The sequence below is a fragment of the Kribbella sp. genome (assembly GCF_035655035.1).
GTDB lineage: Bacteria > Actinomycetota > Actinomycetes > Propionibacteriales > Kribbellaceae > Kribbella.
Window position 1 is genome coordinate 1 of the sequence record NZ_DASRVN010000238.1, and the last position, 25532, is coordinate 25532.

30 protein-coding genes are annotated in these 25532 nt (G+C 69.8%); 14 read left to right on the top strand and 16 right to left on the bottom strand.

The annotated features are described in order from the left end of the window. The 3 genes from VFF46_RS13695 to VFF46_RS13705 all read right to left on the bottom strand — a co-directional run. Positions 1-846: oligopeptide:H+ symporter (locus VFF46_RS13695; protein WP_325037483.1), on the bottom strand; the 846-nt coding region annotated here is incomplete at its 3' end. 13 nt (positions 847-859) lie between these two features. Continuing rightward, on the bottom strand, positions 860-1903 hold the full coding sequence (locus VFF46_RS13700) for a hypothetical protein (protein ID WP_325037484.1): 1044 nt from the start codon (positions 1901-1903) through the stop codon (positions 860-862). A 32-nt stretch (positions 1904-1935) separates the two neighbouring features. Next, entirely contained in the window at positions 1936-2796 is an 861-nt protein-coding gene (locus VFF46_RS13705) for a LysR family transcriptional regulator (RefSeq protein ID WP_325037485.1), read from the bottom strand. Between the two features lie 76 nt (positions 2797-2872). On the opposite strand from VFF46_RS13705, the gene VFF46_RS13710 reads away from it, so the two are divergent. From VFF46_RS13710 to VFF46_RS13735, 6 genes are read left to right on the top strand one after another with little or no spacing between them, the layout of a single operon-like run. Beyond that, positions 2873-3394, top strand: coding sequence for a dihydrofolate reductase family protein (locus VFF46_RS13710; RefSeq protein ID WP_325037486.1), 522 nt, complete (start codon positions 2873-2875; stop codon positions 3392-3394). Positions 3395-3454: 60 nt separating this feature from the next. After that, positions 3455-4417, top strand: a complete 963-nt coding sequence (locus VFF46_RS13715) for a Gfo/Idh/MocA family oxidoreductase (RefSeq protein WP_325037487.1) — start codon at positions 3455-3457, stop codon at positions 4415-4417. 11 nt (positions 4418-4428) lie between these two features. Continuing rightward, positions 4429-5439 (top strand): Gfo/Idh/MocA family oxidoreductase, encoded by a 1011-nt coding sequence (locus VFF46_RS13720; protein WP_325037488.1) that lies wholly within the window; start codon positions 4429-4431, stop codon positions 5437-5439. Then, positions 5439-6257, top strand: a complete 819-nt coding sequence (locus VFF46_RS13725; RefSeq protein WP_325037489.1) for a Gfo/Idh/MocA family protein — start codon at positions 5439-5441, stop codon at positions 6255-6257. Before VFF46_RS13720 ends, VFF46_RS13725 begins: the two co-directional genes overlap by 1 nt. Further along, complete coding sequence (locus tag VFF46_RS13730; RefSeq protein ID WP_325037490.1) at positions 6254-7267, top strand: hypothetical protein; 1014 nt, start codon at positions 6254-6256, stop codon at positions 7265-7267. The genes VFF46_RS13725 and VFF46_RS13730 overlap by 4 nt, the downstream gene beginning before the upstream one ends. A 36-nt stretch (positions 7268-7303) precedes the next feature. Next, on the top strand, positions 7304-8014 hold the full coding sequence (locus VFF46_RS13735; RefSeq protein WP_325037491.1) for a 2OG-Fe(II) oxygenase: 711 nt from the start codon (positions 7304-7306) through the stop codon (positions 8012-8014). A 10-nt stretch (positions 8015-8024) separates the two neighbouring features. Here VFF46_RS13735 and VFF46_RS13740 read toward each other — a convergent pair whose 3' ends face one another. The 5 genes from VFF46_RS13740 to VFF46_RS13760 all read right to left on the bottom strand — a co-directional run bounded on the left by VFF46_RS13740 (position 8025) and on the right by VFF46_RS13760 (position 12482). Continuing rightward, positions 8025-8333, bottom strand: coding sequence for a DUF4387 domain-containing protein (locus tag VFF46_RS13740; RefSeq protein WP_325037492.1), 309 nt, complete (start codon positions 8331-8333; stop codon positions 8025-8027). A gap of 5 nt (positions 8334-8338) precedes the next feature. Beyond that, positions 8339-9700 (bottom strand): acyclic terpene utilization AtuA family protein, encoded by a 1362-nt coding sequence (locus VFF46_RS13745; RefSeq protein ID WP_325037493.1) that lies wholly within the window; start codon positions 9698-9700, stop codon positions 8339-8341. Continuing rightward, positions 9700-10932, bottom strand: a complete 1233-nt coding sequence (locus VFF46_RS13750; RefSeq protein WP_325037494.1) for an MFS transporter — start codon at positions 10930-10932, stop codon at positions 9700-9702. The genes VFF46_RS13745 and VFF46_RS13750 overlap by 1 nt, the downstream gene beginning before the upstream one ends. Positions 10933-11088: 156 nt before the next feature. Further along, positions 11089-11805 (bottom strand): GntR family transcriptional regulator, encoded by a 717-nt coding sequence (locus VFF46_RS13755; protein WP_325037495.1) that lies wholly within the window; start codon positions 11803-11805, stop codon positions 11089-11091. 41 nt (positions 11806-11846) lie between these two features. Then, a complete protein-coding gene (locus VFF46_RS13760) occupies positions 11847-12482 on the bottom strand; it encodes a hypothetical protein (RefSeq protein ID WP_325037496.1) in 636 nt (211 codons plus the stop codon). Between the two features lie 56 nt (positions 12483-12538). Here VFF46_RS13760 and VFF46_RS13765 point away from each other — a divergent pair, with 56 nt between their 5' ends. The 5 genes from VFF46_RS13765 to VFF46_RS13785 all read left to right on the top strand — a co-directional run bounded on the left by VFF46_RS13765 (position 12539) and on the right by VFF46_RS13785 (position 15458). After that, positions 12539-12967 carry a GNAT family N-acetyltransferase gene (locus tag VFF46_RS13765; RefSeq protein WP_325037497.1) on the top strand — a complete coding sequence of 143 codons (429 nt, stop codon included), beginning with the start codon at positions 12539-12541 and terminating at the stop codon, positions 12965-12967. Between the two features lie 2 nt (positions 12968-12969). Continuing rightward, a complete protein-coding gene (locus VFF46_RS13770) occupies positions 12970-13830 on the top strand; it encodes an LLM class flavin-dependent oxidoreductase (RefSeq protein ID WP_325037498.1) in 861 nt (286 codons plus the stop codon). A 60-nt stretch (positions 13831-13890) separates the two neighbouring features. Then, entirely contained in the window at positions 13891-14130 is a 240-nt protein-coding gene (locus VFF46_RS13775) for a hypothetical protein (protein ID WP_325037499.1), read from the top strand. Next, positions 14123-14467 (top strand): type II toxin-antitoxin system PemK/MazF family toxin, encoded by a 345-nt coding sequence (locus tag VFF46_RS13780; RefSeq protein WP_325037500.1) that lies wholly within the window; start codon positions 14123-14125, stop codon positions 14465-14467. Before VFF46_RS13775 ends, VFF46_RS13780 begins: the two co-directional genes overlap by 8 nt. A gap of 154 nt (positions 14468-14621) precedes the next feature. Next, positions 14622-15458: a formylglycine-generating enzyme family protein gene (locus VFF46_RS13785; RefSeq protein WP_325037501.1), complete on the top strand. Its 837-nt coding sequence runs from the start codon at positions 14622-14624 to the stop codon at positions 15456-15458. On the opposite strand, the gene VFF46_RS13790 is transcribed toward VFF46_RS13785, so the two are convergent. From VFF46_RS13790 to VFF46_RS13800, 3 genes are read right to left on the bottom strand one after another with little or no spacing between them, the layout of a single operon-like run. Continuing rightward, positions 15420-16652, bottom strand: a complete 1233-nt coding sequence (locus VFF46_RS13790; protein WP_325037502.1) for an MFS transporter — start codon at positions 16650-16652, stop codon at positions 15420-15422. The genes VFF46_RS13785 and VFF46_RS13790 overlap by 39 nt on opposite strands. After that, entirely contained in the window at positions 16649-17116 is a 468-nt protein-coding gene (locus VFF46_RS13795) for a MarR family winged helix-turn-helix transcriptional regulator (RefSeq protein WP_325037503.1), read from the bottom strand. Before VFF46_RS13795 ends, VFF46_RS13790 begins: the two co-directional genes overlap by 4 nt. A 19-nt stretch (positions 17117-17135) precedes the next feature. Continuing rightward, positions 17136-18326: an MFS transporter gene (locus VFF46_RS13800; RefSeq protein ID WP_325037504.1), complete on the bottom strand. Its 1191-nt coding sequence runs from the start codon at positions 18324-18326 to the stop codon at positions 17136-17138. A 118-nt stretch (positions 18327-18444) separates the two neighbouring features. Between VFF46_RS13800 and VFF46_RS13805 the strand changes: the two genes are divergently transcribed. Continuing rightward, positions 18445-19011, top strand: coding sequence for a TetR/AcrR family transcriptional regulator (locus tag VFF46_RS13805; RefSeq protein ID WP_325037505.1), 567 nt, complete (start codon positions 18445-18447; stop codon positions 19009-19011). Beyond that, positions 19008-19529, top strand: a complete 522-nt coding sequence (locus VFF46_RS13810; RefSeq protein ID WP_325037506.1) for an SRPBCC domain-containing protein — start codon at positions 19008-19010, stop codon at positions 19527-19529. The genes VFF46_RS13805 and VFF46_RS13810 overlap by 4 nt, the downstream gene beginning before the upstream one ends. A 169-nt stretch (positions 19530-19698) precedes the next feature. On the opposite strand, the gene VFF46_RS13815 is transcribed toward VFF46_RS13810, so the two are convergent. Further along, the gene (locus VFF46_RS13815; protein WP_325037507.1) at positions 19699-20748 is read right to left on the bottom strand and encodes a LacI family DNA-binding transcriptional regulator; all 1050 of its coding nucleotides are present in this window, start codon (positions 20746-20748) and stop codon (positions 19699-19701) included. A gap of 31 nt (positions 20749-20779) precedes the next feature. On the opposite strand from VFF46_RS13815, the gene VFF46_RS13820 reads away from it, so the two are divergent. Next, on the top strand, positions 20780-22300 hold the full coding sequence (locus VFF46_RS13820; protein ID WP_325037508.1) for an alpha-N-arabinofuranosidase: 1521 nt from the start codon (positions 20780-20782) through the stop codon (positions 22298-22300). 7 nt (positions 22301-22307) lie between these two features. Here VFF46_RS13820 and VFF46_RS13825 read toward each other — a convergent pair whose 3' ends face one another. The 4 genes from VFF46_RS13825 to VFF46_RS13840 all read right to left on the bottom strand — a co-directional run bounded on the left by VFF46_RS13825 (position 22308) and on the right by VFF46_RS13840 (position 25520). Beyond that, on the bottom strand, positions 22308-22571 hold the full coding sequence (locus tag VFF46_RS13825; RefSeq protein ID WP_325037509.1) for a hypothetical protein: 264 nt from the start codon (positions 22569-22571) through the stop codon (positions 22308-22310). Positions 22572-22781: 210 nt separating this feature from the next. Beyond that, a complete protein-coding gene (locus VFF46_RS13830; protein WP_325037510.1) occupies positions 22782-23843 on the bottom strand; it encodes a zinc-dependent alcohol dehydrogenase family protein in 1062 nt (353 codons plus the stop codon). Positions 23844-23850: 7 nt separating this feature from the next. Further along, a complete protein-coding gene (locus VFF46_RS13835; protein ID WP_325037511.1) occupies positions 23851-24675 on the bottom strand; it encodes an ABC transporter permease in 825 nt (274 codons plus the stop codon). Continuing rightward, positions 24672-25520 (bottom strand): ABC transporter ATP-binding protein, encoded by an 849-nt coding sequence (locus VFF46_RS13840; protein ID WP_325037512.1) that lies wholly within the window; start codon positions 25518-25520, stop codon positions 24672-24674. Before VFF46_RS13840 ends, VFF46_RS13835 begins: the two co-directional genes overlap by 4 nt. Positions 25521-25532 lie beyond the last annotated feature (12 nt).

Here is a 25532-nt window from a genome sequence, read left to right on the forward strand (position 1 = left end):
CACCCGCCGCCGTTCGATGTCGGTGATTTGCTTGCTGCGGAGGATCACCGCGAAGTACACGACCGCCGCGACCGCGCTGATCACGGCGACCGCCGTCGCGTACCGGGACGCCGGGAGCACACCGGAGATCAGCAGCGCCACGACTACCAGTACGACGCCCGCGGCGATCAGCGCGGTACGCCGTAACGCTGCCGCCGGCAACGGGTTCGGGACCTCGCGCGCGGAGGCACCGAGACGACGGCGGCCCGCGCCGTACTGCACGATGCCGAGGAACATCCCGGCCGCGGCCAGGCCGAAGCCGTAGTGGAAGCCGGCTCCCTTCTGCAGCAGGCCGGTGAGGATTGGTCCCACCAACGCACCGAGGTTGATGCCGAGGTAGAACAGCGAGAACCCGCCGTCGCGGCGCTCGTCGTGCTCGCCGTACAACGTGCCGACCAGTGAGGTCGCGTTGGCTTTGACGCCGCCGCTGCCGAACCCGATCAGTACCAGGCCGACCGCGACGCCGCCGAGGGCCGGGATCAGCGCCAGCGCGATGTGGCCGCACATCACCACGATCGCGGCGTAGAACAGGGTGCGTTCGGCGCCGAGCAGGCGGTCCGCGAGCCAGCCGCCGAGGATTGTTGACAAATAGACGAGCCCGCCGTACGCGCCGACGATGCTGGTCGCGGTGCCCTCGTCGATGCCGAGGCCGCCGCGCCCGGCCGAGTAGTACAGGTAGATCAGCAAGATTCCCTGCATGCCGTAGAACGAGAACCGTTCCCACAGCTCGACGCCGAAGAGGTTGGCGAGCACCGGCGGGTGCCCGAAGAACGTGCGGTCTTTGTGTGCGGTGTCCGTCCCGCTCACGACAAGGTCTCTCCTAGTGGTCTGCTCGGTGGGTGAAGAACCTGGCTGGGTTGCCGGCGGCGCGCGGGTTCGAGGCGAGCCAGCTGGCGAAGGATTCCGGGTGCCGGCGTTCGAGTTCGTCGAGGTAGGCGCGGCGTACGTCGACCATCGCCTGGCGGTGGTCGACGCGAACAGCGCGCTCGAGCTGCGTGAAACTGCGCCGCCAGGCCAGGCAGAGCTCCTCGTCGGTCAGCTCGCCGACGTTCCGGACGACGGCGGTCAGGTACTTCGGCAGCCGGAACTCCTCCTGCAGAGAAGGCGCCAACGGCAACTTCCTGTCCACCCGCCGCCGACTCCTCCGCCCGAACCGCGTCGAGCCGTCGCCCCGCTTACCCCAGGTGGCGTCGCCCCGGTCCTGCTTTCCCCGCTCAGAACCCGCGTCACGCCGCTCACCCCACGCGGCCCCTGGCTGCTGCTTCCGCCGCCAGAAACCAGTCCGGCCGTTTCCCCCGCCAGCAGGCTCCGGAGCGTCGCCCCGCCCAGAACCCGCGCTGCCCACACGGCCGCCGCCCCGCCCTCGCTCATCCCAAGTGGAACCTGTCCCGCCGCCCTGGCCTCCCCACGGCGCGCGCGGCCGCCCGGCGTCCTGTTCGGCCCACTGGGCCGGGCTCGTACCCCGGCCCGGATTGGTCCAGGCAGGTTCGCCGTTCGAGGACCCGGAACGCAGCCAGCCGACAACCGGCGGGGACACGCCGATTACGACCAGCACCAGCATCACGGTGCGCGCGCCGACCGCGGCGGCGTACCCACAAATAGCAAGGACGAAGAGCGCACCGAGCACCGCACCGCGCGGAACCGTCCGGAGCAGGTCCGCATTCGGAAGATCCCGGCCCAGACCGATACTCAGGCAGACCGCGCCGATCGTGAACGCGGCCACCAGGAACGCCGCCAGATTCGTCGCGGGTGACACGAACACCAGCGCCGAGAGCACCCCGATCGCGGCAAGCAGCCCTACGGCCGCCCGCCAGATCCGCTCGTACCGCAGCCCGACGTCCACCATTCTCACCAAGTGCCCCATCACCCGGTCCTCCAACCGGAGTCGGACGGCTCCTAGTCCAGTGTTACTCGTTTTAGCGCTTCTATGAAGGCTCTCGTTGCCGGCGGGTCCGGTGGTTCGCCGTAGGTGGCCAGAAGGATGTGGCGGACGATCGGGAGTTCGGTCGAGCGGACGCCGGCCGCGCGGTGTGCGCGGAGTGCCAGACCGGGCGAGGTGGTGACGCCGAGACCGGCCCGGACGAAGGCCTGCTTGACGATCACGTCGTCGCTGGTGAACGCGATCCGCGGCGTGAACCCGGCGTCCGCGCAGTGCTGCAGCAACTCGCGGCGGCAGTTCACGCAGCCCGCGATCCAGTCCGAGTCCCGGTGGTCGGCCAGCGTTTCCCCGGTACGGCGGCTGAGCAGGTGGATCGGCTCGTCGCGCAGGTACGTGTAGCGGATGCCGTCGTCCGGCGGCTCGTCGTCGTACCGGAAGACGATCGCGAGGTCGATCTCGCCCGCACGCAACCGCCGCACGGCGATCCGTGGGTGCAGGTCGGTGAGTTCGAGTTCGAGGTTCGGGTGGTCGCGGCGGAGGTCCGCGGCTGCAGGCGGTACGAGTTCGCTGAGCGCGGAGCTGAACGCGCCGACCCGCACCCGGCCGGACCGCAGCCCGACCAGGGCGGCGAGCTCGGCGTCGGCGGCGTCGACCCGTCCGACGATCTCCGCCGCCCGGCGCGCGAGCAACTCGCCTTCCGGGGTGAGCCGGATACCGCGGCCGGACTTGCGGACCAGCTTCGCGCCGGTCGCGGCCTCCAGCCGGGCGAGGTGATGGCTGACGGTGGGCTGGGTGTAGTGCAGCGCCGCGGCTGCCGCGGTGACCGAGCCGTGCGCGGCGACCGCGGCCAGCACGCGCAGCCGAACGAGGTCGAGCATGTATCGATGATATCTATGTATCCCCCGCCGAATTGGCATTGGACACATGAATCCGACGGAGCGCAGGCTGGTGCCCATGACCGGCAAAGTGATCTGGCACATGACGATGTCCCTGGACGGCTTCATCGCCGACCGCGACGACCGGGTCGACTGGATGCGCCTCGCCGACGCCGGGCCGTCCGCGCTGGGCGCGGAGGTGGTCGCGAACTGCGGCGCGTTCCTGTGCGGCGGCAGGCTGGTCGAGGTCTTCGGCGAGAACCGGCCGTACGGCGGTTCCTGGCAGGGGCCGGTGCTGATCTACACGCACAAGGATCCGGCGACCAATCCGATCCCGGAGTTCACCTACGTCTCCGGCGACATCCGCGACGTGATCGCCGACGGGCTGAAGGCGGCCGGCGGGAAGGACCTGATCGTCACCGGCGGCGCCGTACCCCGGCTGGCCGTCGAGGCAGGCCTCGTCGACGAGATCGTCCTGCACGTCACACCTGTGCTGCTCGGCGAAGGCACCCGCTTCTACGACAGTCCCGGAGTCGCGCCGACCCGCCTCGAAGTACGCACCGCCGACGGCCTGAACTTCAGACTCGCAGTCGTGAGGTAACCGGTATCGGCCGCGGACGACCTGTTGCAATGCAACCGGTTGCATGGTGGACTCACGTCCATGACTCGGATCGCGATCGCCGGCGCCGCCCATCCGCATGTGGCCTATGTGACCGCCGAGCTCGACCACCTTCCCGGAGCGGTGCTGGTCGCGGTCGCGGATCCGTCGCGGGAGACCGCCGAGCGCTGGGCCGCGCCGTACGACGCCAAGGTCTTCACCGACCACCAGCAGATGCTGCGCGAGGTCGAGCCGGACGTGGTGATGGTCGCGGGGATCTACGGCGATCGCGGGCAGGTGGTCGTGGACGCGCTGAACGCGGGCAGTCAGGTGCTGGCCGACAAGCCGTTGTGTACGACGCTCGAGGACCTGGACGCGATCGCGGAAGCTGCGCGGCGTACCGGCCGGCAGGTGACGGTGCTGTTCGAGAAGCGCTACTACCCGGTGACGCTCGCTGCCCGGGAGATCGTCGGGCAACTCGGTACGATCCACGGGGTGACGTCGTCAGGCCCGCACAAGCTGAACCGGCCGACGCGGCCCGACTGGTTCTTCGAGCCGGAGCGGTACGGCGGCGTGCTGAACGATCTCGCCGTCCACGACATCGACGCGGCGCTGCTCTTCACCGGCCTCACGAGTGGAACGGTGAGCGGCGCGGTGGTCGGCGGATCGTACGGCGTGGCGACGCTGAGGGGACCTGGTGCGGTGGTCACGGCGGGCGTCGACTGGATGAACCCGGCCGGGTCGCCGGTGCACGGCGACTACCGGATGAAGCTGATCGGTACCCACGGAACGGCAGAGCTGCTGTGGGCGCGTAATCGGCTCGTCCTCACCACCCACGAGTCGGCGCCGTACGACGTACCGCTGCCCGACGGGTACCGCCCGGCGGAGCTGCCCCTCCAGGCGCTTGCCTCTGGCAACGAACCTGACATCACCACCGAGCGAAGCATTCTCGCCACCCGGATCGCACTGCTCGCGCAGCAGTCGGCCGAGCGTGGCGGCGTACCTGTCGACTGGTCCATCGGATGAAGAGGGGTTCCATGCGTTTTGCTCTGATTGGTGCCGGGGCGATCGGCACCGTGCATGCGCGTCTGATCGATGCGCTGGGTGACGAGGTCGCGCTGGTCGCGGTGGTCGATCAGAACCTCGAGCGTGGCGGGAAGCTTGCGGAGCAGTACGGAGCGCGCGTCTACGCGACGTCGGCCGAGGTCTACGCGGCCGAAGAGCTGGACGCGGTCGGGATCTGCCTGCCCAGTGCGCTGCACGCGGACGTCGCGATCGAGGCGCTGCGGGCCGGCAAGCACGTGATCGTCGAGAAGCCGGTGGACATCACGCTCGCCGCCGCGGACCGGCTGATCGCGGCGCAGCGGGCGACCGGGCTGACCGTGTCCGTGATCAGCCAGCGGCGGTTCCAGCCGCCGGTCGCGCAGATCCGGGCGGCGATCGACGGCGGCGCGCTCGGCCGGGTCACCTCCGGGATCGCCGAGTCCGCGTTCTTCCGCCCGCAGTCGTACTACGACGGCGACGACTGGCGCGGCACGCTCGCGGTCGACGGCGGCGGCGCGCTGATGAACCAGGGCATCCACGCGCTCGACCTGCTGGTCTGGATGCTCGGCCGCCCGGTCCAGGTCAGCGCGCAGACCGGTCGGCTCGCGCACGAGGGCATCGAGGTGGAGGACCTGGCCGGCGCCTCGATCGTCTTCGAGAGCGGCGCGATCGGCCTGATGCTGGCCAGTACGGCGGCGTACCCGGGCCGCCCGGTTCGCCTGACGATCCACGGCGACCAAGGTACGGCGGTCCTCGACGACGACGCGCTGGCGTACTTCGCGTCCGCGAACGGCGAGCCGCCCGCGGCAGCCGCACTCCAGGGTCCGGACGACTGGAGTGAGGTCGAGCTGGCACATCTCGCGCAGTACCGGGACTTCATCGCCGCCGTCCGCGACGGCCGCCCGCCCGCGGTGACGCTGGAGGCCGGACGCCGGTCGCTGGCCACCGTGCTTGCCGTGTACGAGTCCGCCCGTACCGGGCGTCCTGTCGAGTTGGAGGACTGATGCGCATCGCCCTGGTCGGTACCGAGAACAGCCACGCCGACGAGATCGTCCGGCACCTGAACGTCGACCAGATCTCGGAGCAGGCCCGCGTCGTCGCGCTGGCCGGCGCCGACGACGAACGGAACCGGAAGCTCGCCGCGGCCGGCGGGATCACCCGGATCGTCCCGACCTCCCAGGAGCTGCTGGGCGACGTCGACGCGCTGATCGTCACGAACCGCGACGGCGCGCTGCACCGCGAGCACGCCGTACCGTTCCTCGAGGCCGGCGTACCGGTGTGGGTGGACAAGCCGCTCGCGGCCAGTACGGCGGACGCGCAGGCGATCCTCGACGCGGCCCGGCGCGGCGGCGCGCCGGTGACGTCGTACTCCGCGGTGCGGTGGGTCGCGGACGCCGACGAACTGGCGAACGCGCAGGTCGACGACCTGCAGGCGGTCACGATCACCGGGCCCGCGGATCCGGACAGCGAGTACAGCGGGATCTTCTTCTACGGGATCCACGCGGCCGATCTGGCGCAGCGGCTCGCGCCGGGCGAGCCGGGTCCGGTGCAGGTCGAGCGGGTCGGGTCGACCGTGGTCGTGCGGTACCGGTGCGACGGCGTCCTGGTCACGTTGCAGCTGGTCAAGCCGACCGACGACGGACGGGTCCCGTTCCACGCCGAGCTTGTCGGACGGACCGCGCTGGTGAGTCGCGACGTACGGCTGGACTCGGAGTACGTCGTACCGGGGCTGCAGGTCTTCCTGCGGATGCTGGAGACGCGGGAGCGGCCGCTCGACGACGCCAGCATGCTCGCGCCGATCACCGTGCTGGAGCAGGTGTGAAGCGGCTCGTCGCGGCACTCGCGTTGCTGCTGGCGTTCGGGGCCGTCGTCCCCGCGAGCGCGGCGCCGCGGCAGCAGACGTACACGCAGGACCGCGCGATGTGGGTGTGGGAGCAGAACTCGTACCCCGCCGTCTTCGACCGGGCGGCCCGGGACAAGCTCGGGCGGGTGATGGACGACACCACCACGTTCGGCTCGGACCCGGTCCGGACGATCTACCTCGGCGTGGCGGCGTACCAGGGCAAGGACATGCTGCGGGACTCGCGCCACCAGGTGGCGGCGTTCGTCCGCTGGGCGCGCGGGCGTGGGTACCACGTGCAGGGGGTGATCGCGGGCGGGACCACACCGCCGTACCTGGGTGCCTTGCCGCAGTACCAGCATCTGGCCGTCGCCGAGTTCACGAAGGTCCTCGACTACAACCGCGCCGTACCCGAGAACGCGCGGTTCGACGGGGTGAACGTGGACATCGAGCCGTACCTGCTGCCGCAGTGGAAGGAGCCGGGTACGACGCTGCCGACCGACTGGCTGAACCTGCTGCAGAAGTTCGTCGACCTGCGCAACAGGTCCGGCCAGCGCCTGCTGGTGGGCCCGGCGATCCCGTTCTGGTTCGACAGCTCGGACTGCTGTACGGCGATCACCTGGCACGGCAAGACCGCTCCGCTCAGCGACCATGTGCAGGACCTCACCGACTACGTGGCGCTGATGGACTACACCGACACCGCGACCGGGATCATCGCGCGGGCGTCCCACGAGGTCGCGTACGCCGACTCGATCGGCAAGCCGAAGTCGGTGGTGATCGGCGTCGAGACCAAGGACCTGTCCGGTACCAGCGATCCGCCCTCGGTGACGTTCTACGAGGAGGGCCGCACGTACATGGAGTCCGAGCTGGACAAGGTGTACGCGGCGGAGTCCACGTCCCCGGCGTTCGCGGGCATCGCCATGCACCACTACGGCAGCCTCCTGCTGCTCCCCTCGGTCTGGGGCGCCGGCGGGGTGTACTACCCGCAGTAGCCCTCACACGTCCGCGGCCCTCGCCGTTCAGTACTTATGAACAAGTACGAACGACGAGTGGCCGGGGCGGACTGGGAGACGGTGACCGCCGAGGTGAACGACCTCGGGTGCGCGCTGCTGCCGCAACTGCTGACGCCGGGCGAGGCGGCGACGATCGCCGGGATGTACGACGAGGTACGCCGGTTCCGGGCGACGATCGACATGGCCCGGCACCGGTTCGGCGAGGGTCAGTACCGGTACTTCGACCAGCCGTTCCCGGAGGCGATCGACGCGCTCCGGCACGCCCTCTACCCGCGGCTGCTGCCGATCGCGAGGGACTGGTACGCCAAACTCGGCCGGGACGCCGAATGGCCGGACACCCTCGACGAATGGCTCGACCACTGCCACCGCGCCGGGCAGACCCGTCCCACCCCGATCCTCCTCCGGTACGGCGCGGGCGACTGGAACGCGCTGCATCGCGACCTGTACGGCGACAAGGTGTTCCCGCTGCAGGTCGTGATCAACCTCAACGAGCCCGGCATCGACCACACCGGCGGCGAGTTCCTGCTGGTCGAGCAACGCCCGCGCGCCCAGTCCCGCGGTACGTCGACACTCATCCCGCTCGGCCACGGCCTGCTCTTCACGACCCGCGACCGCCCGGTCCGCTCGTCCCGCGGCTGGTCGGCGGCCCCGGTCCGGCACGGCGTCTCCGCGATCCGCTCAGGCCAACGCCACACCCTCGGCCTGGTCTTCCACGACGCTAAGTAGACGCGGCGGATCAGGGCAGAGTCAGGTCCAGGAGCGGCGCGTACTGCTGACCGGCGTAGCAGTCGGAATCGCGCAGGTCGCCCTGCGGGATCGGGCGCGGGAGGGAGACCTTGACAGCCAGAGCCCGAGAGTGGTTGACGAGGAGGATCTGTTCGGGATCGGTGTGGAACAGGTCGGCGAACAGCTGCCGGTTCAGGAATCCGGTGGCGATGAGCGCGTCGTACGACATCTGATCGTGGCACAGGAAGTCGAAGGTGACCGTGAACGGCCCCGCGTTCTTGGAGCGGATCAGCGAGCAGTAGTCGAGCAGCGTGGCCATGGCTCTCAGACCTCCTCGGTCATTGTGCGGAAGAGCTCGGTCGGCGTCACGCCGGTGGCGACGTGGTTGAGCGTGAAGCGGTAGTAGGCACCGCGGTCGATCTCGGGTGGCGAGAACGGGTAGGCGAGCGTCGAGACCAGGCCGTCGTACTCCGGAACGGGCAGGTGGCTGCCGGCGTGGGCGACGAAGGTCGCGACGGCATGCGCGGTGGCCTGGTCGTCCGCGGTGACGGTGATCAGGACGCCGAGTTCGCGCGGGCGCAAGCCGAACGGCTCGCTGCCGGCCAGGACGGCGCCTCCGCCGTACAGCCGGAAGTCGATGTCGACGGAGTCCGGGGCGAGCTGTCCGCCGAAGATGTCCAGGATCTTGCCGGTGAAGTACTTCTGCGCGAGCGGCAGCAGCTCCGGCAGCCGGTCGATGATCACCCGGTCACGAACACCGCCGATGACCACGGTCTGGTACCCGGCGAGTTCGGCGCCCTCAAGTTTGTTGGTATACCCAACGGCCGTCCGGTACTGCGCCCCGCGGACGCGGACCGTCCGGTCGTCGACGGCCTCGTACGTCGCCTCGCTGGTGTCCAGAACGCCCGACGGCTCGACGATGCCGAACGGGTCCGCGTTCTCGTACAGCGTGTGGGCCGCGACCGAGCGCGGCGTCAGTCGGGTTCCCTCCACCAGGGTGGTGACGTCGAAGTGGTCGTCGCGCAGGTACGCCAGGAGACTGTTGGCGGACGGCGGGATCGCACACGCGGCGCCGCATTCGACCGTCTTCGCCAGGTGCCAGGCCAGGCCGGGGTCCGCGCCGTGCAGGCTCGGGAGCGCGGCGAAGAGGGCCGTGTCGCTGGCACGTCCGGCGAGGATCACCTCACAGCCGGCGGTCAGGGCATCCTGGATCGGTTCGACGCCCATCATCGCGACCGTGTGGCTGCGCGCGAACAGCTCCCGGTCAATGGCCGGCGCGTTGGCGAGCGGCTGGATGCGGCCCTCGTCGTACAGGCTCTCAAGCCGAGCCGCGGGCTGGTCCGCGTAGAGCAGGCCGAGGGTGAAGTGCAGACCTTCCTCGGCGGCGACGGCCCGTACGAGGCCGGCGACCCAGTCCACGCCGACATCCCGTCCGCTGGTGCCACAGGAGCCGATGATCAGCGGTACGCCGAGCTTGTCGCGGGCTGTCAGCAGGAGCCGCAGATCCCGGGTGACGGCCGCGGCGGATAGTTTGGCGACGCCCGAGCCCAGGGCCGCCGGACCGGAGTCGGTCGATCCGGCGTCGCATGCGATGACGTGCGGCCGGGCCGCGACACCGCGCTCGAAGGCCTCGGCGTCGAAGCCGGCGCCGAGTACGCCGGTCGGGGCGAGAATGCGGTATTCCATCACGACGCTTCCAGGTCGGTGGAGTTGGTACGGTGCCGATCGGTCAGCCGGCCGAAGACGAACAGCGTGACCGCGGCGAAGACGGCGGCGTCGAGGAACATGTGCCGCCAGCCGGTGAGGTCGACGGCCACTCCGAGGAGCGCGGGGCCCAGGGCCATCCCGCTCGCCGACGCGACCGTGTAGAGGCCTGTGTAGGTGCCGAGCACGTGATCGCTTGGCGCTAGGTTCCACAGGGCGACGAGTGCGTTGACGGCGAAGGCGGCGTACCCGATCGAACACAGCGCCAGCGCGATGACGGTCATCGCGGTGTTCGGCGCGGCGTACCCGACGAGCAGGCCGGCCAGGAAGACGACCAGACCGTACCGGATCGCGCGGAACTGACCGAGGCGGGTGGAGGCGTAGGCGATCGGTACCACGCCGATCAGGAAGGCGATCGCGCCGGGGAGGGAAAGCCCGCCCGCCGCGCCACGGGTGAGACCGAGCACCTCGGTGCCGTACGGCGTGAGCAGCGTCCGCAACGCCGACCACATCCCCGCGAAGCAGAACACCCCGGCCATCAGCAGCAGCCTGGAACCCGACGGATCGCGGATCAGTTCCTTGACGACAGTCACCAGCGCCGGACTCTCGGCCTCCGGGGCGGTCTCCCGGCGCTCCGGCCGGACGTACCGGCTGTGGCGGCGGCCGAGGAACGCCCAGGACACCGCGAACAGGATCACCATCAGGACCGCCGGGATCGCGAAGGCCAGCTCGAGGCTGCGATCGACGACCAGCAGGCTGATCAGTGACGAGACGACGATGGTGAGGCTGACGCCTGCCTTGATGAAACCCTGGGCCTTGCTGCGATGGCCGGGATCGACGTAGTCGGACACGAGCGTCTCGGTGATGCCCTTGAAAGCGTTGGCGGTCAGCGCGAAGCCGACGATGCACACCAGCAGGAGCGGAAGACTGTTCGTCCAGGGAATCAGCGCGAACGGCACGGCGGCCACTGCGGCCCCGGCCAGGATCAACGGCCACCGACCACGGCGGCCGCCCGCCCGCCGGTCGGAGACGTTGCCCATCCACGGTTGGACCAGGACCCCGAGCAGGTTGTCCATGCCCATGATCAGGCCGATGAGGCCGGCCGAGGTGAGGTACTGCCGCAGCTGGGCCGGGACCTGGGAGTCGTAGAAGTTCCAGACCGATTCCTGCGCGAAGACGGCGAGGACGACCCAGACCACGGGGCCGGCCTTCATCCGGTTCGTTCCGCCCGGGACGGCGGTGGCCGCCCCCATTGGTTCTGCGGGCTCAGATGCTTGACCGGACATGGCACTCCTTGCCATATGCTATAGCAACACTGCTAGCGGAATGGATTGGGTTGCGCCGGGCACCAGCGCGAGCGGGCGTGGCGATCAGAGGCCGGCGAGCTCCGTCAGGGCGGCGCGATGGTGGTCGAGGGCAAGCTGCTCGGCGCGGTCCTCGTCGCGGTCGAGCATGGCATCGAGCAGCTCACGGTGTTCGTGGTACCGGGAACGGAAGCTCGCGGCACGCGCGGGCGCGAGCCTGATGGTCAGGTCGCGGCGTTCCTCGTCACTGAACGCGCGAGCCTGCCGGAGCAACCCCTGCAGCACGGGGTTGTCCACGCAGGCCTCCACCCGGTGGTGAAACTCGCGCATCAGCTGGAACACCTCAGTCAGCCGCTCGGCGACCGGACCGCTGAAACCCTGCTCAGCCAGCGATTCCTCGATTCCGGCGACCAGTTGGTCGGCTCGATCCAAGAGGCCCACCAGCTCGGTGAGCTGCGCAGCTGTCGCGCGGCGAACCGCCAGTCGCGCCATCAGCGCGGACATCCGCACCTCGGCCTCCATCACCTCGCGACGGGTTGTCGCGCTGTGGTCGGCGACGCGCAGGGAGCGCGGGCCGGACCGTTCGACGATCCGCTCGAGCACGAGCTGCCGCAAGGCCTCACGGACCGGCGTGGGACTGATGCCGAGGCGCGCGGCCAGGTCCCGTTCGGTGATCTTCTCACCGGCGCGCAGGTCGCCGTCCTGGACCGCGTCGCGAAGCCGCCGGTACGCCTGATCGGCGAGCGAGGCGGTCTCCATCGGACCGAGGCTGCCTTTGACCATGTCCCACAGATTGCCCGATGCTATAGCAAAACGTCAAGCGCTCATCGAGCGCTCAGATCGGTACAGATGTCCCACGCGGCCTGCTGGACGAGGGCGGTCGTCTCGGCGTCGAGGCCCTTGACGGGTACGTCGATGCCGACCGGGTCCGCGTTCAGCAGCGCGATCAGGAAGACGCAGGCGCCGAGGTAGCTGCCGGCCAGGGTCGGGTGGCTGTTGTCCGACTCGTGCAGGACGGGCTTGTCGTGGGCGGCGAGGAAGCGTTCCCAGACCATGCCGACCGGGATCAAGGTCCCACCCAGCTCGGACGCGGCTCCGGCGTACGCGTCGGTCAGCGCCTGCTGCGTTTCCGGTGCGTTGCTCCGCGCCCACGTCAGGTAGAACACGGTCCGTGCACCGGCCGCCGCGATCGCCTGGTGGAAGTCGCGGGCGCTCTCCCGGAAGCGGGCCGGGCTCTTGATCGGCAGCGTGCTCTGCTCCTGCAGTACGACGACGTCGTACCCGCCGTTGGCGATCGCGTCGAGGGCCTTGCCCGCGTTCAGGTGCTGGCGGAGCGAGGCGCCGCCGACCGAGATCACCTTGTGCTCGACCTCGATCCCGCGCGCACCGGCGAGATCCTTCAGCAGCTTGGGCAGGTTGTTGTTGGACGTGAAGCTGTTCCCGACGAAGAGGATCCGCACCCACCGAACGCTACTACTCATTTGACCGGCGGCGCGCGGGAATGTTGGCTGGCGGGATGTTGCGGATTGTGGGGCTCACTGACGACGCGACGCTGCTGGACTGGCAGCGGGTGCACAACGAGATCATCCCGACGGCTCCGCTCTCGGTCGACGAGATCCGCGAGCGGGCAGCCCGGCACGTGCTCGAGGTCGCGTACGACGACGCCGTACTGGTCGGGTGCTCGACGGTACGGCCGCCGTCTGAGGAGACCACCGCGGCGGTGGTGATCGCCCGGGTACTGCCGGCGTACCGGCGACGGGGTTTCGGTACGGCGATCTACCAGCACTGCCTGCGCCGCGGGCGCGAGCTGGGCGACGGGATCGAGACGCACATCCTGGCGAGCAACACCGAGGGGCTGCGGTTCGCCGAGCAGCAGGGATTCGCCGAGGTCGAGACGTATCTGCTGCCGGGCGACACGATTCCGTTCGTCGAACTACGGTTGTGACCATGCGTTTCTCTGTGAACATTCCGAACTTCGGGGACTTCGCCGACGCCCGGGCCGTGATCCGGGTGGCGAAGGCCGCCGAGGAGGCCGGGTGGGACGGGCTGTTCTTCTGGGACCACGTCGTACACAGCAAGGCGCAGCGCCGCGGGCAGCCGTTCGGCGATCCGTGGATGCTGATGACGGCGGCCGCGCTGGCCACCTCCCGGATCAAGCTCGGCCCGCTGGTCACGCCGGTCGCCCGGCGACGCCCCGAGCAGCTCGCCCGGCAGGTCGCGACGCTGGACGCGCTGAGCGGCGGGCGGGTGATCTTCGGCGCCGGGCTCGGCGGCCCGATCGACGACGAGTTCGGCAGCTTCGGCGACGAGACCGATCCTCGCGTGCTGGCCGAGCGGCTCGACGAAGGCCTCGACCTAATGGCCGCGTACTGGTCCGGGGAGCGGGTGAACCACGACGGCAAGCACTACCGCGCGGACGACGTGGAGTTGCTGCCGGCAACGATCCAGCGCCCGCGCCCACCGGTCTGGATCGCCGGCTACTGGCCCCGCAAGGCCCCGATGCGCCGCGCCGCCCGCTGGGACGGCGCCGTACCCCTCTTCGCCAACGCCAACCACGGACAGGCCCCAGCCGTCGAGGACGTCCGCGACCTGATCACCTACCTGACCCAGCACCGCCCCGACCCGACCACGCCGTACGACGTCATCGTCGGCGGCATCACCCCCGCCAAGAACCCCCACCCCGTCATCGAACCCCTGGCCGAAGCCGGCGCCACCTGGTGGGACGAACGCCAACTCATCACCGGCTCCGACTTCTACCGCCTCACCCCCGTCCTCCACAGAATCGAACAAGGCCCGCCGAAGCTCTGACAGCGTCGGGTATGCCGGACGGTATCCCTGGGCGTGGGTAAGAGCTGGTATCCTCTTGGTATGTCTGAGATGACCTCCCTCAAGGTGCCGAAGCACGTGCGGGACACGGTCATGCGGTGTGCGCGCGCAGAGGGGCTGACCGCTGCCGAGTTCCTGCAGCGCGTGACGGAGGAGCACGCCCGGCATCAGCGGTTCGCCGCCGTCCGGCGGGCGTACGCGGAAAGCAGCCGGGACAGCGACTACGACGAGCTCACCACAGCCTGGGACGAGGCGGGCGAGGACGGCCTGGCCGATGCGTGAACTGCGCCGCGGCGACGTGGTGTGGGTCGACTTCAATCCGACCCGTGGTCGTGAACAGTTCGGCGAACGACCGGCGGTGATCGTCGCCTCGAACGACTATCTCGACGCCGTACCGGAGCTGGCGATCGCCCTTCCGGTCACGACGAAGGACCGTGGCTGGCCGCATCACGTTCGCTTGAGTGGCACCAAACTCAAGCTACGCAAGGCCAGTTGGGCCCTGACCGAACAGCCACGGACCATCAGCCGTGAACGGATCAGCCGCTCATCCGGTCAGGTCGACCCCGAGTGCCTCGACGAGATCGATCAATGGCTCCGCGACTTCCTGGATCTCCACTGACGAGGCCTGAATCTAAGCTTGCAGCATGAGTGATGAGCTGCCGGCTTGTTGTGCGCCTTCTCGTGGTGGGGATGGTGCTGCGCCTCCGCCCGTGCCGGTGGAGCGGGGGGAGCATGGGGTTGAGCAGGTTGTGGTGGGTGGTGGGGTGTTTGCCATGGGTAACGGCAACGGGGACGAGAACGTTGCCGATGGTGAGACGCCGGTGCATCAGGTCGAGGTCGCGGCGTTCAGTATCGACGCGACCAGCGTGACGAACGCGGACTTCGCGCGGTTCGTGGACGCGACCGGGTACCGGACCGAGGCGGAGACCTTCGGGTACTCGGCGGTGTTCCATCTCGCGCTCGCCGCCGCGCCGGACGAGGTGATGGGACCGGCGGCGGGGACGCCGTGGTGGGCGGGGGTGCGCGGCGCCGACTGGCGGCACCCGGGTGGTTCGCGGTCGGACCTGGACGGGCTCGACGACCACCCGGTGGTGCACGTGAGCTGGAACGACGCGACGGCGTACTGCGCGTGGGCCGGGCGGCGGCTGCCGACCGAGGCCGAGTGGGAGTACGCCGCCCGCGGCGGGCTGGAAGGCAAGCGGTACCCGTGGGGCGACGAGCTGATCGGCGACGACGGCAGCGGCAACGGCAGCGGCACCAGGGGGTGGCGGTGCAACATCTGGCAGGGCGAGTTCCCGCGGACGAACACCGAGGAGGACGGCTTCCTCACCACCGCCCCGGTACGCACGTTCGAACCCAACGCCTACGGCCTGTGGCAGATGGTCGGGAACGTCTGGGAGTGGTGCGGCGACTGGTTCGGCCCGCGGTACTACAAGTTCTCCCCCGCCGCTAACCCGGCCGGCCCCTCGCTCGGCGCCGCCCGGGTGATGCGCGGCGGCTCGTACCTGTGCCACGACTCGTACTGCAACCGCTACCGGAACGCCGCCCGCTCGTCGAACACGCCGGACTCGTCAATGGGCAACACCGGCTTCCGCACCGTCGCGCGCTGACAGGCCCGGGGTGGTCGCAGCGACCGCCGCAACGGCCGCGACACAGAGCAAGGCACCCGACGCCAGCGACGCGACCGGTGACGTCAACTGGGCGACGACCCCGCCGCGGAGATTGCCGAGGTCAGGACCCGCCTGACCGACGATCTGCTCCGCGGCACTCACCCGCCCGAGCAGCTCCGAAGGCGTGTGCAGCTGGACGATCGTACTGCGCGACACGACCGCGACCGTGTCCGCGGCACCGGCGATCGCGAGACACACCAACGCCAGCCACGGCACCGGCGAGAACGCGAACAACAGCAGGGCAATCCCCCAGCCCGCGGACCCACACAACATCACCAGCCCGTGCCGCGGCAGCCGCGTGAACGAACCCGAGAAGAGCGACGCGGCGACCCCGCCGACGGCGATCGCAGTCAGGAACAACCCCAGCGTCCGCGGGTTGTTGCCGAACCGCTCCGCGTTGATGACCGGGAACAGGCTGATCGGCATCGACAGCACGGTCGCCGCGAGGTCCGTGATCAGCGCGCCCCGGATCACCGGCGTGACCGTGATGAACTGCAGCCCGTCCCACACGCCGCGCAGCCCCGGCTTCGCGGTGGTCTCGATCTGCATCCGCGGCAGGCCGAGTACGCCGTACAGCGCGGCCAGGAAGCTGAGCGCGTCGATCAGGTAGCAGACACCGACGCCCCAGGTGCCGATGATCACGCCGCCGAGTGCGGGGCCGAGCAGCATCGCGCCCTGGAAACCGATCCGGTTCAGCGCGATACCGGCGGCCAACTGGTCTCTGCTGAGGAGCTTGGGGAGTACGGTCCGCGCCACCGGTCCGGCCGTCGCGCCGAACGACGACTGGACGGCGATCAGCGCCAGCAGTACGCCGACCGGGACCCGGCCGAAGACCAACTGGCTCGCCATCACGGTCGCGACCAGCCACTGGCCGATCGTGGTGACGAGGTAGATCTTGCGGCGTTCCAGCCGGTCGACGAGCGTACCGGCGAACAGCCCGAGCACGATCAGCGGCAGCGCCTGCGCCAGTCCGACCGCGCCGGTCCACGCCGGGCTGGACGTCTGGTCCCAGACCTGGAACATCACCGCGACGAACGTCAGCTGACCGCCGAACCCGGACAGCACCTGCCCGATCCACAGCCGCCGGTACGTCAGGACCTTCAGCGGGCCGAGGTCGATGAGCGCGTTCTTCACCGCAGCTTCTCCGCGATCCGGTCGTGAAAGCTCTTCTTCGCGAGGGCTTCTTCGACGTCGCGGACGACCTGCGACATCGGGTACGGCAGCTCGGCCTCGAGCTCGGCGAGCGCGTCCTCGGTCGCCCGCCACTCGGCGGCCAGCAGCTCGACGAGCTTCTTCGACTTGGCGGTGAGCGTGACCTGTTTGCTGCGCGCGTCCGCGCCCGGCACGGTCCGGACCAGCCCGGCGGCGCGCATCGCGGACACCTTCTGGCTGAGCGCCGAGTGCGTCCGCCCGATCGCGTCGGCCAGCTCGGTGATCGTCATCGGGCCCTTGAGGTGCAGCTGCAGCAACTCACGGACGTACGCCGGCTTCAGCCCCTGGACCGCCCGGTCGGTGTAGATCCGGCCGATCTCGCTGTCCATCCGCTCCAGCAACTGGTGCAACGGCCGCCACAAACTCTGCTCGGTGGGATCCTCCATGCGCCGATCATAACAGCACTTATATAAGTGCTGTTACTTTTTCCGTACGACGGGATCCGCTCGAGATCCAGGCGGCGGCGAGGGTGGCGGACAGGACGCCGATGAGCGCGACGACGGCGAACCCGAAGCGGGTGTCCGAGTGCCCGGTGACGACGGACGCGATCAGCATCACCACGACGGTCGCGGCGAGACCGTACCCGTTGGCCATCCCGAACGCGTGGCCGACGCGGGACTCGTCGACGGACGTCATCAGCAGGGAACGGGTGGCGATCCGCGACTGGCCGAACAGGAACGCGCCGAGCAGTACGAGACCCATCAAGGCAGGCACACCGAAGAGCGGCTGCAGGACCAGCAGCCCGCTGCACACCACGAACCCGCCGACGGCCAGCCGTACATCGCCCAACCACTTCGCCGACCACCGGTAGACCGCCGCCGCCAGCAAGAACCCGACGCCACCGAGGGCATCCGTCACCCCGAGGACACTCGCGCCCTGATGCCACTCCCCCACCACAAGCACTGGCATCAATGCGTTGAAGACAGTCACCACCACAAGCCCTTGCCCGAACAGCAGTACCAACGGGCCCAACCCAACAACCCGTCCGCGAGTAGATGGATGAGGTACGTGCACAGGCTCCGCAGAAGCGACCGTTCCACGCTTCCGACCAACTGCTGCTACAAACGCCGCCGAGAGAACGAAGGTGCAGGCATTGAAGGCGAAGAGGGGCTGGGGACCGAAGTACTGCAGGGCTATGCCGCCGGCGGCCGCGGAAAGAAGCATCCCCGACTGGAGAGCGATCTCGCAGTGGGCGTTGAAGTGCCGTAGCTTGTCGGCGGGAACGCGTTCGCGGATCAGGGCCGCGCTGGCAGGAGTGAACTGGGCCGCAATCACCGCCAGCGCGAAGTTGGTCGCGTAGACGAGCGGCTGTTGCGCCACCCCGAGCGCGAGACCGACCGGCAGCGCGAGCGCCACACCCGCACTCAGTACGTCGCACACCACCCACAGCCGCCGCCGGTCGAACCGGTCCGCGAGCCGGCCGAAGTACGGCGAGAGCACCGCCTGCGGAACCGCGACCGCGATGAACAACCACCCGACGTCGAGCATCGACCCCTGCGCGCGGACCAGCAGCAGGGCGGCGCCGAGCAACTGGATGTTGTTCCCGAGGGACGTGATGAACGTTGCAGGCAGCAGCAACCGGGTCCGCGAAGTCACCCGTCAACGGTGACAGCCAAACCTGACAACCACTGGCAGTCTTTATTTCCGCTACCGCAGTTTCGGAAATACTGCTACGGTTCTTTTCGACACTGTAGTAGCGATAAAGGAGACGCGGATGGTGGGGCGCGGACGGCCACGGGACGCGGGGGTCGAGGCGCGGGTGCTGGAGGCCGCGATGACCGAGATGCGGGCCCGGGGGTACGACGGGCTGTCGGTCGACCGGGTCGCCGAGCGGGCCGGGGTCGCGAAGACCACGATCTACCGGCGCTGGCCGAGCAAGGCCGAGCTGGTGATGGCGATGATCACCGAGCTGACCAGCGCCGTACCGTTCGACCCGAGCGGCGACCCGCGGCACGACCTCGGCGAGTTCGTCGCCGGCATCGCCGCCGCGCTGGACGCGATCCCGACCACGCTGGTCGCCGACCTGGTCGCCGCGGCCGCCCGCGAGCCGCGCGTCGGCGTCGGCGTCCGCGCGCTCTGGGCGCACCGGCACGCCGCCGTCTCCGCGGCCATCGCGCAGGCGCAGGCGGACGGGCTGATGCCCGCGCACGCCGATCCGCGCATCATCGTCGACCAGCTGGTCGGCGCGCTGTACTACCGGCTCCTCGTCACCGGCGAGCCGATCGATCCCGCCTACGTGAGGGCGCTGGTGCTCAGCACCCTCGGACCGGAGCAGTCATGAAGAAGTTCCTCGTTGCCCTCGGCACCGTTCTGGTCGTGCTCGCGGGCTGGACGGTGTACACGGTCGCGCGGCCGTTCGTCCTGCACACCGAGCTCGACATCAACGCCTCGCCTGAGCAGGTCTGGAAGGTCCTCACCGACCGGCAGGCCTACCCGGAATGGAATCCGTTCATCACGTCGTCGACGGGTGACCTGAAGGTCGGCGACACCATCGTCAACGTGCTCCGTGACACCACGGGTAGCGAGACCACGTTCGACCCGACCCTGCTCGCGGTCGTCCCGAGCAAGGAGCTCCGCTGGATCGGCAAGGTCCCGCCGGGTGCGCTGTTCGACGGCGAGCACTCGTTCCGCCTCACGCCGCTGCCCGGTGGCCGTACGCGCCTGGTGCAGGAGGAGAAGTTCACCGGCGCCGCCGTACCGTTCACGCAGTCATGGCTGAAGAAGAGCATCAAGCCGCAGTTCGACGCGATGAACCGCGCACTCGCCGCGCGCGCGGAAGGCGTACCGAAGAACGGGTAGTGGTCCGGGGGCCGGCGAACCTGCAGGCGTGGGGTGCGCCGCGGCGGGGCGGTTTCGGGGTGTACTACCCGTTCTTCGGTACGCGGATCCACCCCGATCGAACAGGGCGGCCTTGCCCGATCCGCTTGTTTATCGATATACATCTGAAGTGAACGCGTCCGGCCCGACCTCACCTGGTGGTACCACGGAGGACGAGCCGCGCCGGTACGACGACCTCCTGCGGGTCGGCGCCCGTGCCGCCGTTGAGCTGGGCGATCAGCAGCGCGGTGATCGCATCGGCCATCGCCTCGTGCCCCGGGTTGACCGTGGACAGGGCCGGGACCAGGTACGCCGACTCCTCGACGTCGTCGAAGCCGATCACCTGGACGTCGTCGGGCACCCGCAGCCCGGCATCGGCGAGCGCCCGCAACGCCCCCATCGCGACCACGTCCGTCAGCCCGAAGACCGCGTCGAACGCGACACCGCGACCGCGCAGCCCCCGGATTGCGTCGTACCCGTCCCGCAGGCCGAACGAGCACCGCGTGTTCAGCTCCGGGTCGACCGGTACGCCGGCCTCGGCGTGCGCGATCGCGTACCCCTCGGCGCGGAGCGCGGGCATGGTCGCGGTACCGCCCGGGTCGCCGCCGATCATCGCGATCCGGCGGGCGCCGGTGGCCAGCAGGTGCGCGGTCGCCTGGCGCGCGCCGTCGACGTTGTCCATCAGCACGTGGTCGAAGCGGGACGGCAGCGCGCGTTCCCCGATCATCACCACCGGCGCGTCGGTCCGGAGCTGGCCGAGCTCGGCCGGGTCGATGTCGACCACGCTGAGGATCAACCCGTCGTACATCCGGAGCCGGGAGAACGCGACCGCCTCCAGCTCCCCCTCCCGGCTGGCGCCGGTGCGCTCGGTGACGATCCGCAGGTCGTGCGCCTCGAAGCGGTCGGCCAGCCGGGCGGCGAGCTGCGCGAAGTACGGGCGTTCCAGCTCGGGTACGGCGAGGCCGACCACGCCGGTGCGCCCGGCGCGCAGGTGCCGGGCGGCCAGGTTGACCTGGTACCCGAGCTCGCCGATCGCCGCCAGCACACGCTCCCGGGTCTCCGGACCGACCCGGGGCCGGCCGTTGATCACGTTCGACACCGTCATCGTCGAGACCCCGGCGAACCGCGCGACATCGGCCATCGTCACCACGCTCGGCTGGTGTTTGCTGTCCGCACCCCACCGCCCCGGTCGGTTCCCCATGCCGACCACTGTAAGGACCTCGGAGGGCCTGATGCCTGAAGCACGTGTCGTGATCGACCTCGACGTACCGGGTGCGACCATCAGCCGGCACCTGTACGGACACTTCGCCGAGCATCTCGGGAGGTGCATCTACGGCGGGTTCTACGTCGGCGAGGACTCGGCGATCCCCAACGTCGGCGGAATCCGGCAGGACGTGGTCGAGGCGCTGCGGGCGCTCGACATCCCGAACCTGCGCTGGCCCGGCGGGTGCTTCGCGGACGAGTACCACTGGAAGGACGGCATCGGGCCGAAGGCGGACCGGCCGTCGATGGTGAACACGCACTGGGGCGACGTCGAGGAGAACAACCACTTCGGCACCCACGAGTTCATGGCGTTGTGCGAGCTGCTCGGCGCCGCGCCGTACGTGAACGGGAACGTCGGCAGCGGCACCGTGCGGGAGATGAGCGAGTGGGTCGAGTACCTGACCCGCGAGGGCGACAGCCCGATGGTGCGGCAGCGGAAGGCGAACGGCCGGGACGAGCCGTGGCGGGTGCCGTTCTGGGGCATCGGCAACGAGGCGTGGGGCTGCGGCGGGAACCTGCGGGCCGAGGCGTACGCCGACCTGGCCCGGCGGTACGCGACGTTCCTGAAGGACCACGGCGGCAACAAGCTCTACCGGATCGCGGCCGGCGCGGCGGACGACGACCTCGCGTGGACCGAGGCGCTGCTGAAGGCGGTCAGCTGCCTGGGCTGCGGGCGCGAGCCGAAGAACATCTTCCAGGCGATCTCGTTCCACTACTACACGGTCGCGGGCACGTGGGGGAACAAGGGCAGCGCGACCTCGTTCGACCTCGACGACTACTACCGGACCGTGGCGAAGGCGCAGGGCGTCGAGCGGGTGATCCGCGCGCACTCGGCGCTGATGGACGCGTACGACCCGGACCGGAAGATCGGCCTGGTACTGGACGAGTGGGGCACCTGGTGGGACGTCGAACCGGGCACGAACCCGGGGTTCCTGTACCAGCAGAACGCGATGCGGGACGCACTCGTGGCAAGCCTGCACTTCGACGTCTTCCACCGGCACGCGGAGCGCCTGGTGATGGCGAACATCGCGCAGACCGTGAACGTCCTGCAGGCGATGCTGCTCACCGACGACAGCGACACAGGCGGCGGGCTCGTGCGGACGCCGACGTACCACGTCTTCGAGATGAACAAGGGGCACCACGACGCGCGGGCCCTGCCGGTGCACGTGGTCGAGGGTCGCACCTACGATTTCGACGGTACGGCGATGGAGCTGGTGTCCGCGTCGGCGTCGGTGAAGGACGGGCGCGCGCTGGTGTCGCTGAGCAACCTCGATCCGTCGTCCGGGCTGGACGTCGTACTCGACCTTCGCGGTGCGGCGTCGTGGGAGTCGTCCGGACGGTTGCTGACGGCATCGACACCGCAGACGCACAACACCGCCGCCGACCCGGACGCGGTCGCCCCGGTCCCAGTCGCGCTGGAACGGGAGCCGCGCGGCCTGCGGGTGACCCTACCGCCACACTCGTTCGCGACGGTCAGCCTGGTGCTGTGAACCGAGGTCAGGAGGTGCTGCGGGCGCGGCGGTCGCGGATGGCGGTGAGGGTCAGGGCGGAGATGCCGAGCGCGAGGCCGCCGGCGCCGAAGCCGGCCGCGAGGGTGCCGCGGCTGCTGAGGCGGGCGTCGCACTGCATCGGCGTGATGCCCTCGCCGGGCTGGAAGACCGAACCGCAGGCGTCACCGCCGGCATGCACCGGGCGCACGGCGAGCACCACCCCGACGACCAGCAGGACCGCACCTACCGCGCCGAGGAACTTGGTCAGCACCGGCCGCCCTCTCGGCTGCCCGTGAACACGACGAGGACCGACCTCAAGTGGTGGGTCAGATCCCACATCCGCACGTTCACTCCCTGGCAGCTCGGTAAGATTTGATCAAATCTAACGCAGCTAGCAGGTGCCGCTGAAGTTCCGCAGGACCCGTTCGGGGAATCTTCACCCAGTTCTAACGCACCCCGGTGCAGACCGGTTCAACCGATTTCAGGGTTCGAGTACGGCGACCAGCGAGCCGCTCGCGCGACCGTGCGCGACATCCGCGAGCGCGCGGTCGACAGCCTCGAACGGGACCGTCGTGACGTGCGCGGTGACCGGGAGCCGCGCGATCAGCCGGAACAGCTCCTCGCCGTCCCGGCGGGTGTTCGAGGTGACGCTGCGCAGGTCGCGCTCGTGGAACAGGTGCCGCTCGTAGTTCAGCGCCGGTACGTCGGACAGGTAGATGCCGGCGACCGCGACCGTGCCGCCCGGGCGGACCGCTTCGAGGGCGTACGGGACCACGTCGCCCGCCGGGGCGAACACGATCGCCGAGTCGAGCAGGACCGGTGGGCGGTCCGCTGTCTCGCCCACGAAGACGGCACCGAGCTCGCTCGCGAGCGCTCGGTTGCCCTCGCCGCGGGTCATCACGAACAGCTCCGCGCCCTGGGCGGTGGCGAGCTGCGCGGCCAGGTGCGCGCTCGACCCGAACCCGTAGATGCCGAGCCGGCCGCCCGGCGGCAGGTTCGCCCGCAGCAGCGAGCGGTACCCGATGATCCCCGCGCACAGGAACGGCGCGAGCTCCGCGGCCGGGCGGTCGTCCGGCAACGCGTACGCGTAGTCCTGCGGCACCACGGCGTACTCCGCAAATCCCCCGTCCGCGTCCCACCCGGTGTACGCCGACCACGGACAGAGGTTCTCCGCCCCGCCCCGGCAGAACTCACAAACCCCACAAGTCCCCCGCAACCAAGCAATCCCCACCCGGTCTCCCAACCCGAACCGCTCCGGCGCGGCGGGACCAGCCGCCGCCGCGCGGTTGTCGGGTGCTCCCTCAGCCGCCCGGCCCAGGGCGATTACCTTGCCGACTGCCTGGTGGCCGGGGATGGTGTCGGGATGTTTGGGAGGGAGGTCTCCCTCCGCGAGGTGCAGGTCGGTCCGGCAGATGCCGCAGGCCTCGACCTTGAGCAGGAGTTCGCCGGCGGCGGGTTCCGGGACGGTACGGCGTACCTGACGGAGGGGCCCGCTGTCGATGGGACCCGGTTGCGCGACCGCCCATGCCTGCATCTCGTTCATGGGTCCATCATGCGACGCGCCGCAGCGCCCGCTCCCGGCGTTCGGCTACCTTCGAGCCGGACTCGCGGCGCGCCATTCGCCGCAGTACGACGGGAGCGAGCAGCAGCCCGGCGACCGCCCACAGACCGAGTACGCCGGCCGTCTCGAGGTGCCGCCACGCGTGGCCGACCTCGACCGCCACGGCCTCGGGCGGCAGCAGCGCCGACCGCATGCCGAGGCCCAGCCAGTACACGGGCGTGAGCTGGCCGATCCACGCCAGCCAGCCGGGCAGCGCGGTGATCGGGTAGAAGATGCCGGAGATCGCGATCAGCCCGAGCATCGGCAACTGGATCAGCCCCTGCGACCGCGCGGTGGTGAACACCGACCCGAGCACCGCACCGATCGGCAACGTCGCGACCAGGCCGAGCAGCAGCACCCAGACGAACGTGAACCAGTGCGCCGCGCCGACCGCGATCCCGCCGACCAGAAACAGGCCCGGGATCAGCAGGATTGCCAGGTCCACGACCAGCCCGCCGGCGACCGAGACGACCTTGCCGATCAGGTACGCCGGCATACCGTTCGGCAGGGCCTTCGCGCGCAGCAGCGTGCCGTCCTCGCGGTCCGCGGTGAGCAACTGGCTCATGCTGACCATGCCCATCGCTGCGTTCATCCCGAGAATGCTCGGCAGCGCGAGTGCACCGAGCTTGAACCCGGTCGCGCCGAAGTCGCGATGCCGCAGGAAGAACAGCGCGACCAGCATCAGTACCGGCCAGAGGAAGTGGCTGACCAGCTCCGGGCCGTTGGTGAAGGACTGCCGCAGCTCGATCAGCCCGCGGCGCCAGCCGGTTCTCATACTTCCTCCCGGACGAGTGCGAGATACGTGTCTTCCAGGGACGCCCGGCGTACTTCGAGTTCGCCGAGCGCGTCGCCGTGCGTCGCGAACAACTCGCGGACGAATCCGGTCGCGTCGGGCGTGGACTTGTGGAACCGTTGCCCGTCGACCGTCCACCCCACCTCGTCCTCCCCGGCGATCAACTGGGTCAGCTCGGCGACACTGCCGGACGCGATGATGCGGCCCGCGGTGAGGACCAGGATCCGGTGCGCGAGTTTGCTCGCCTCGTCGAGGTCGTGCGTGGTGAGCAGCACCGTCGTCCCCTGCTCGGCGGCGAGCCGGCGGACCAGTTCGTGGAACTCCGAGCGCGCCTCCGGGTCGAAGCCGGTGGTCGGCTCGTCCAGGAACAGAACGTCGGGGCGGCCAACGATTCCGATCGCGACGTCGAGGCGGCGGCGTTGCCCGCCGGACAGGGTCTTGATCTTCTGGCCGGCCTGCGCGGACAGACCGACGGCGTCGAGCAGCTCGCCGGCCGGCCACGGGTCGCGGTACGGCGCGTAGTAGGAGCCGAGGTGCTGGAGGAGTTCGTGGACCCGCCAGTTGCCGTGGTCGCGCCAGGACTGCAGCACGATGCCGATCCGGGACCGCCAGTGGTCGCCGGCGGTGGCCGGGTCCGCGCCGAGCACGTCGACGTGACCGGCGGAGCGGAGCCGGAAACCTTCGAGGATCTCGATCGTGGTGCTCTTGCCGGCGCCGTTCGGGCCGAGCAGCGCGACCACCTCGCCGGGGCGGGCATCGAACGAGACGCCTTGCAGGACGTCGGTCTCGCCGTACCGCATCCGGAGGCCGTCAACTGTCATCACCATGACGCCGAAGCT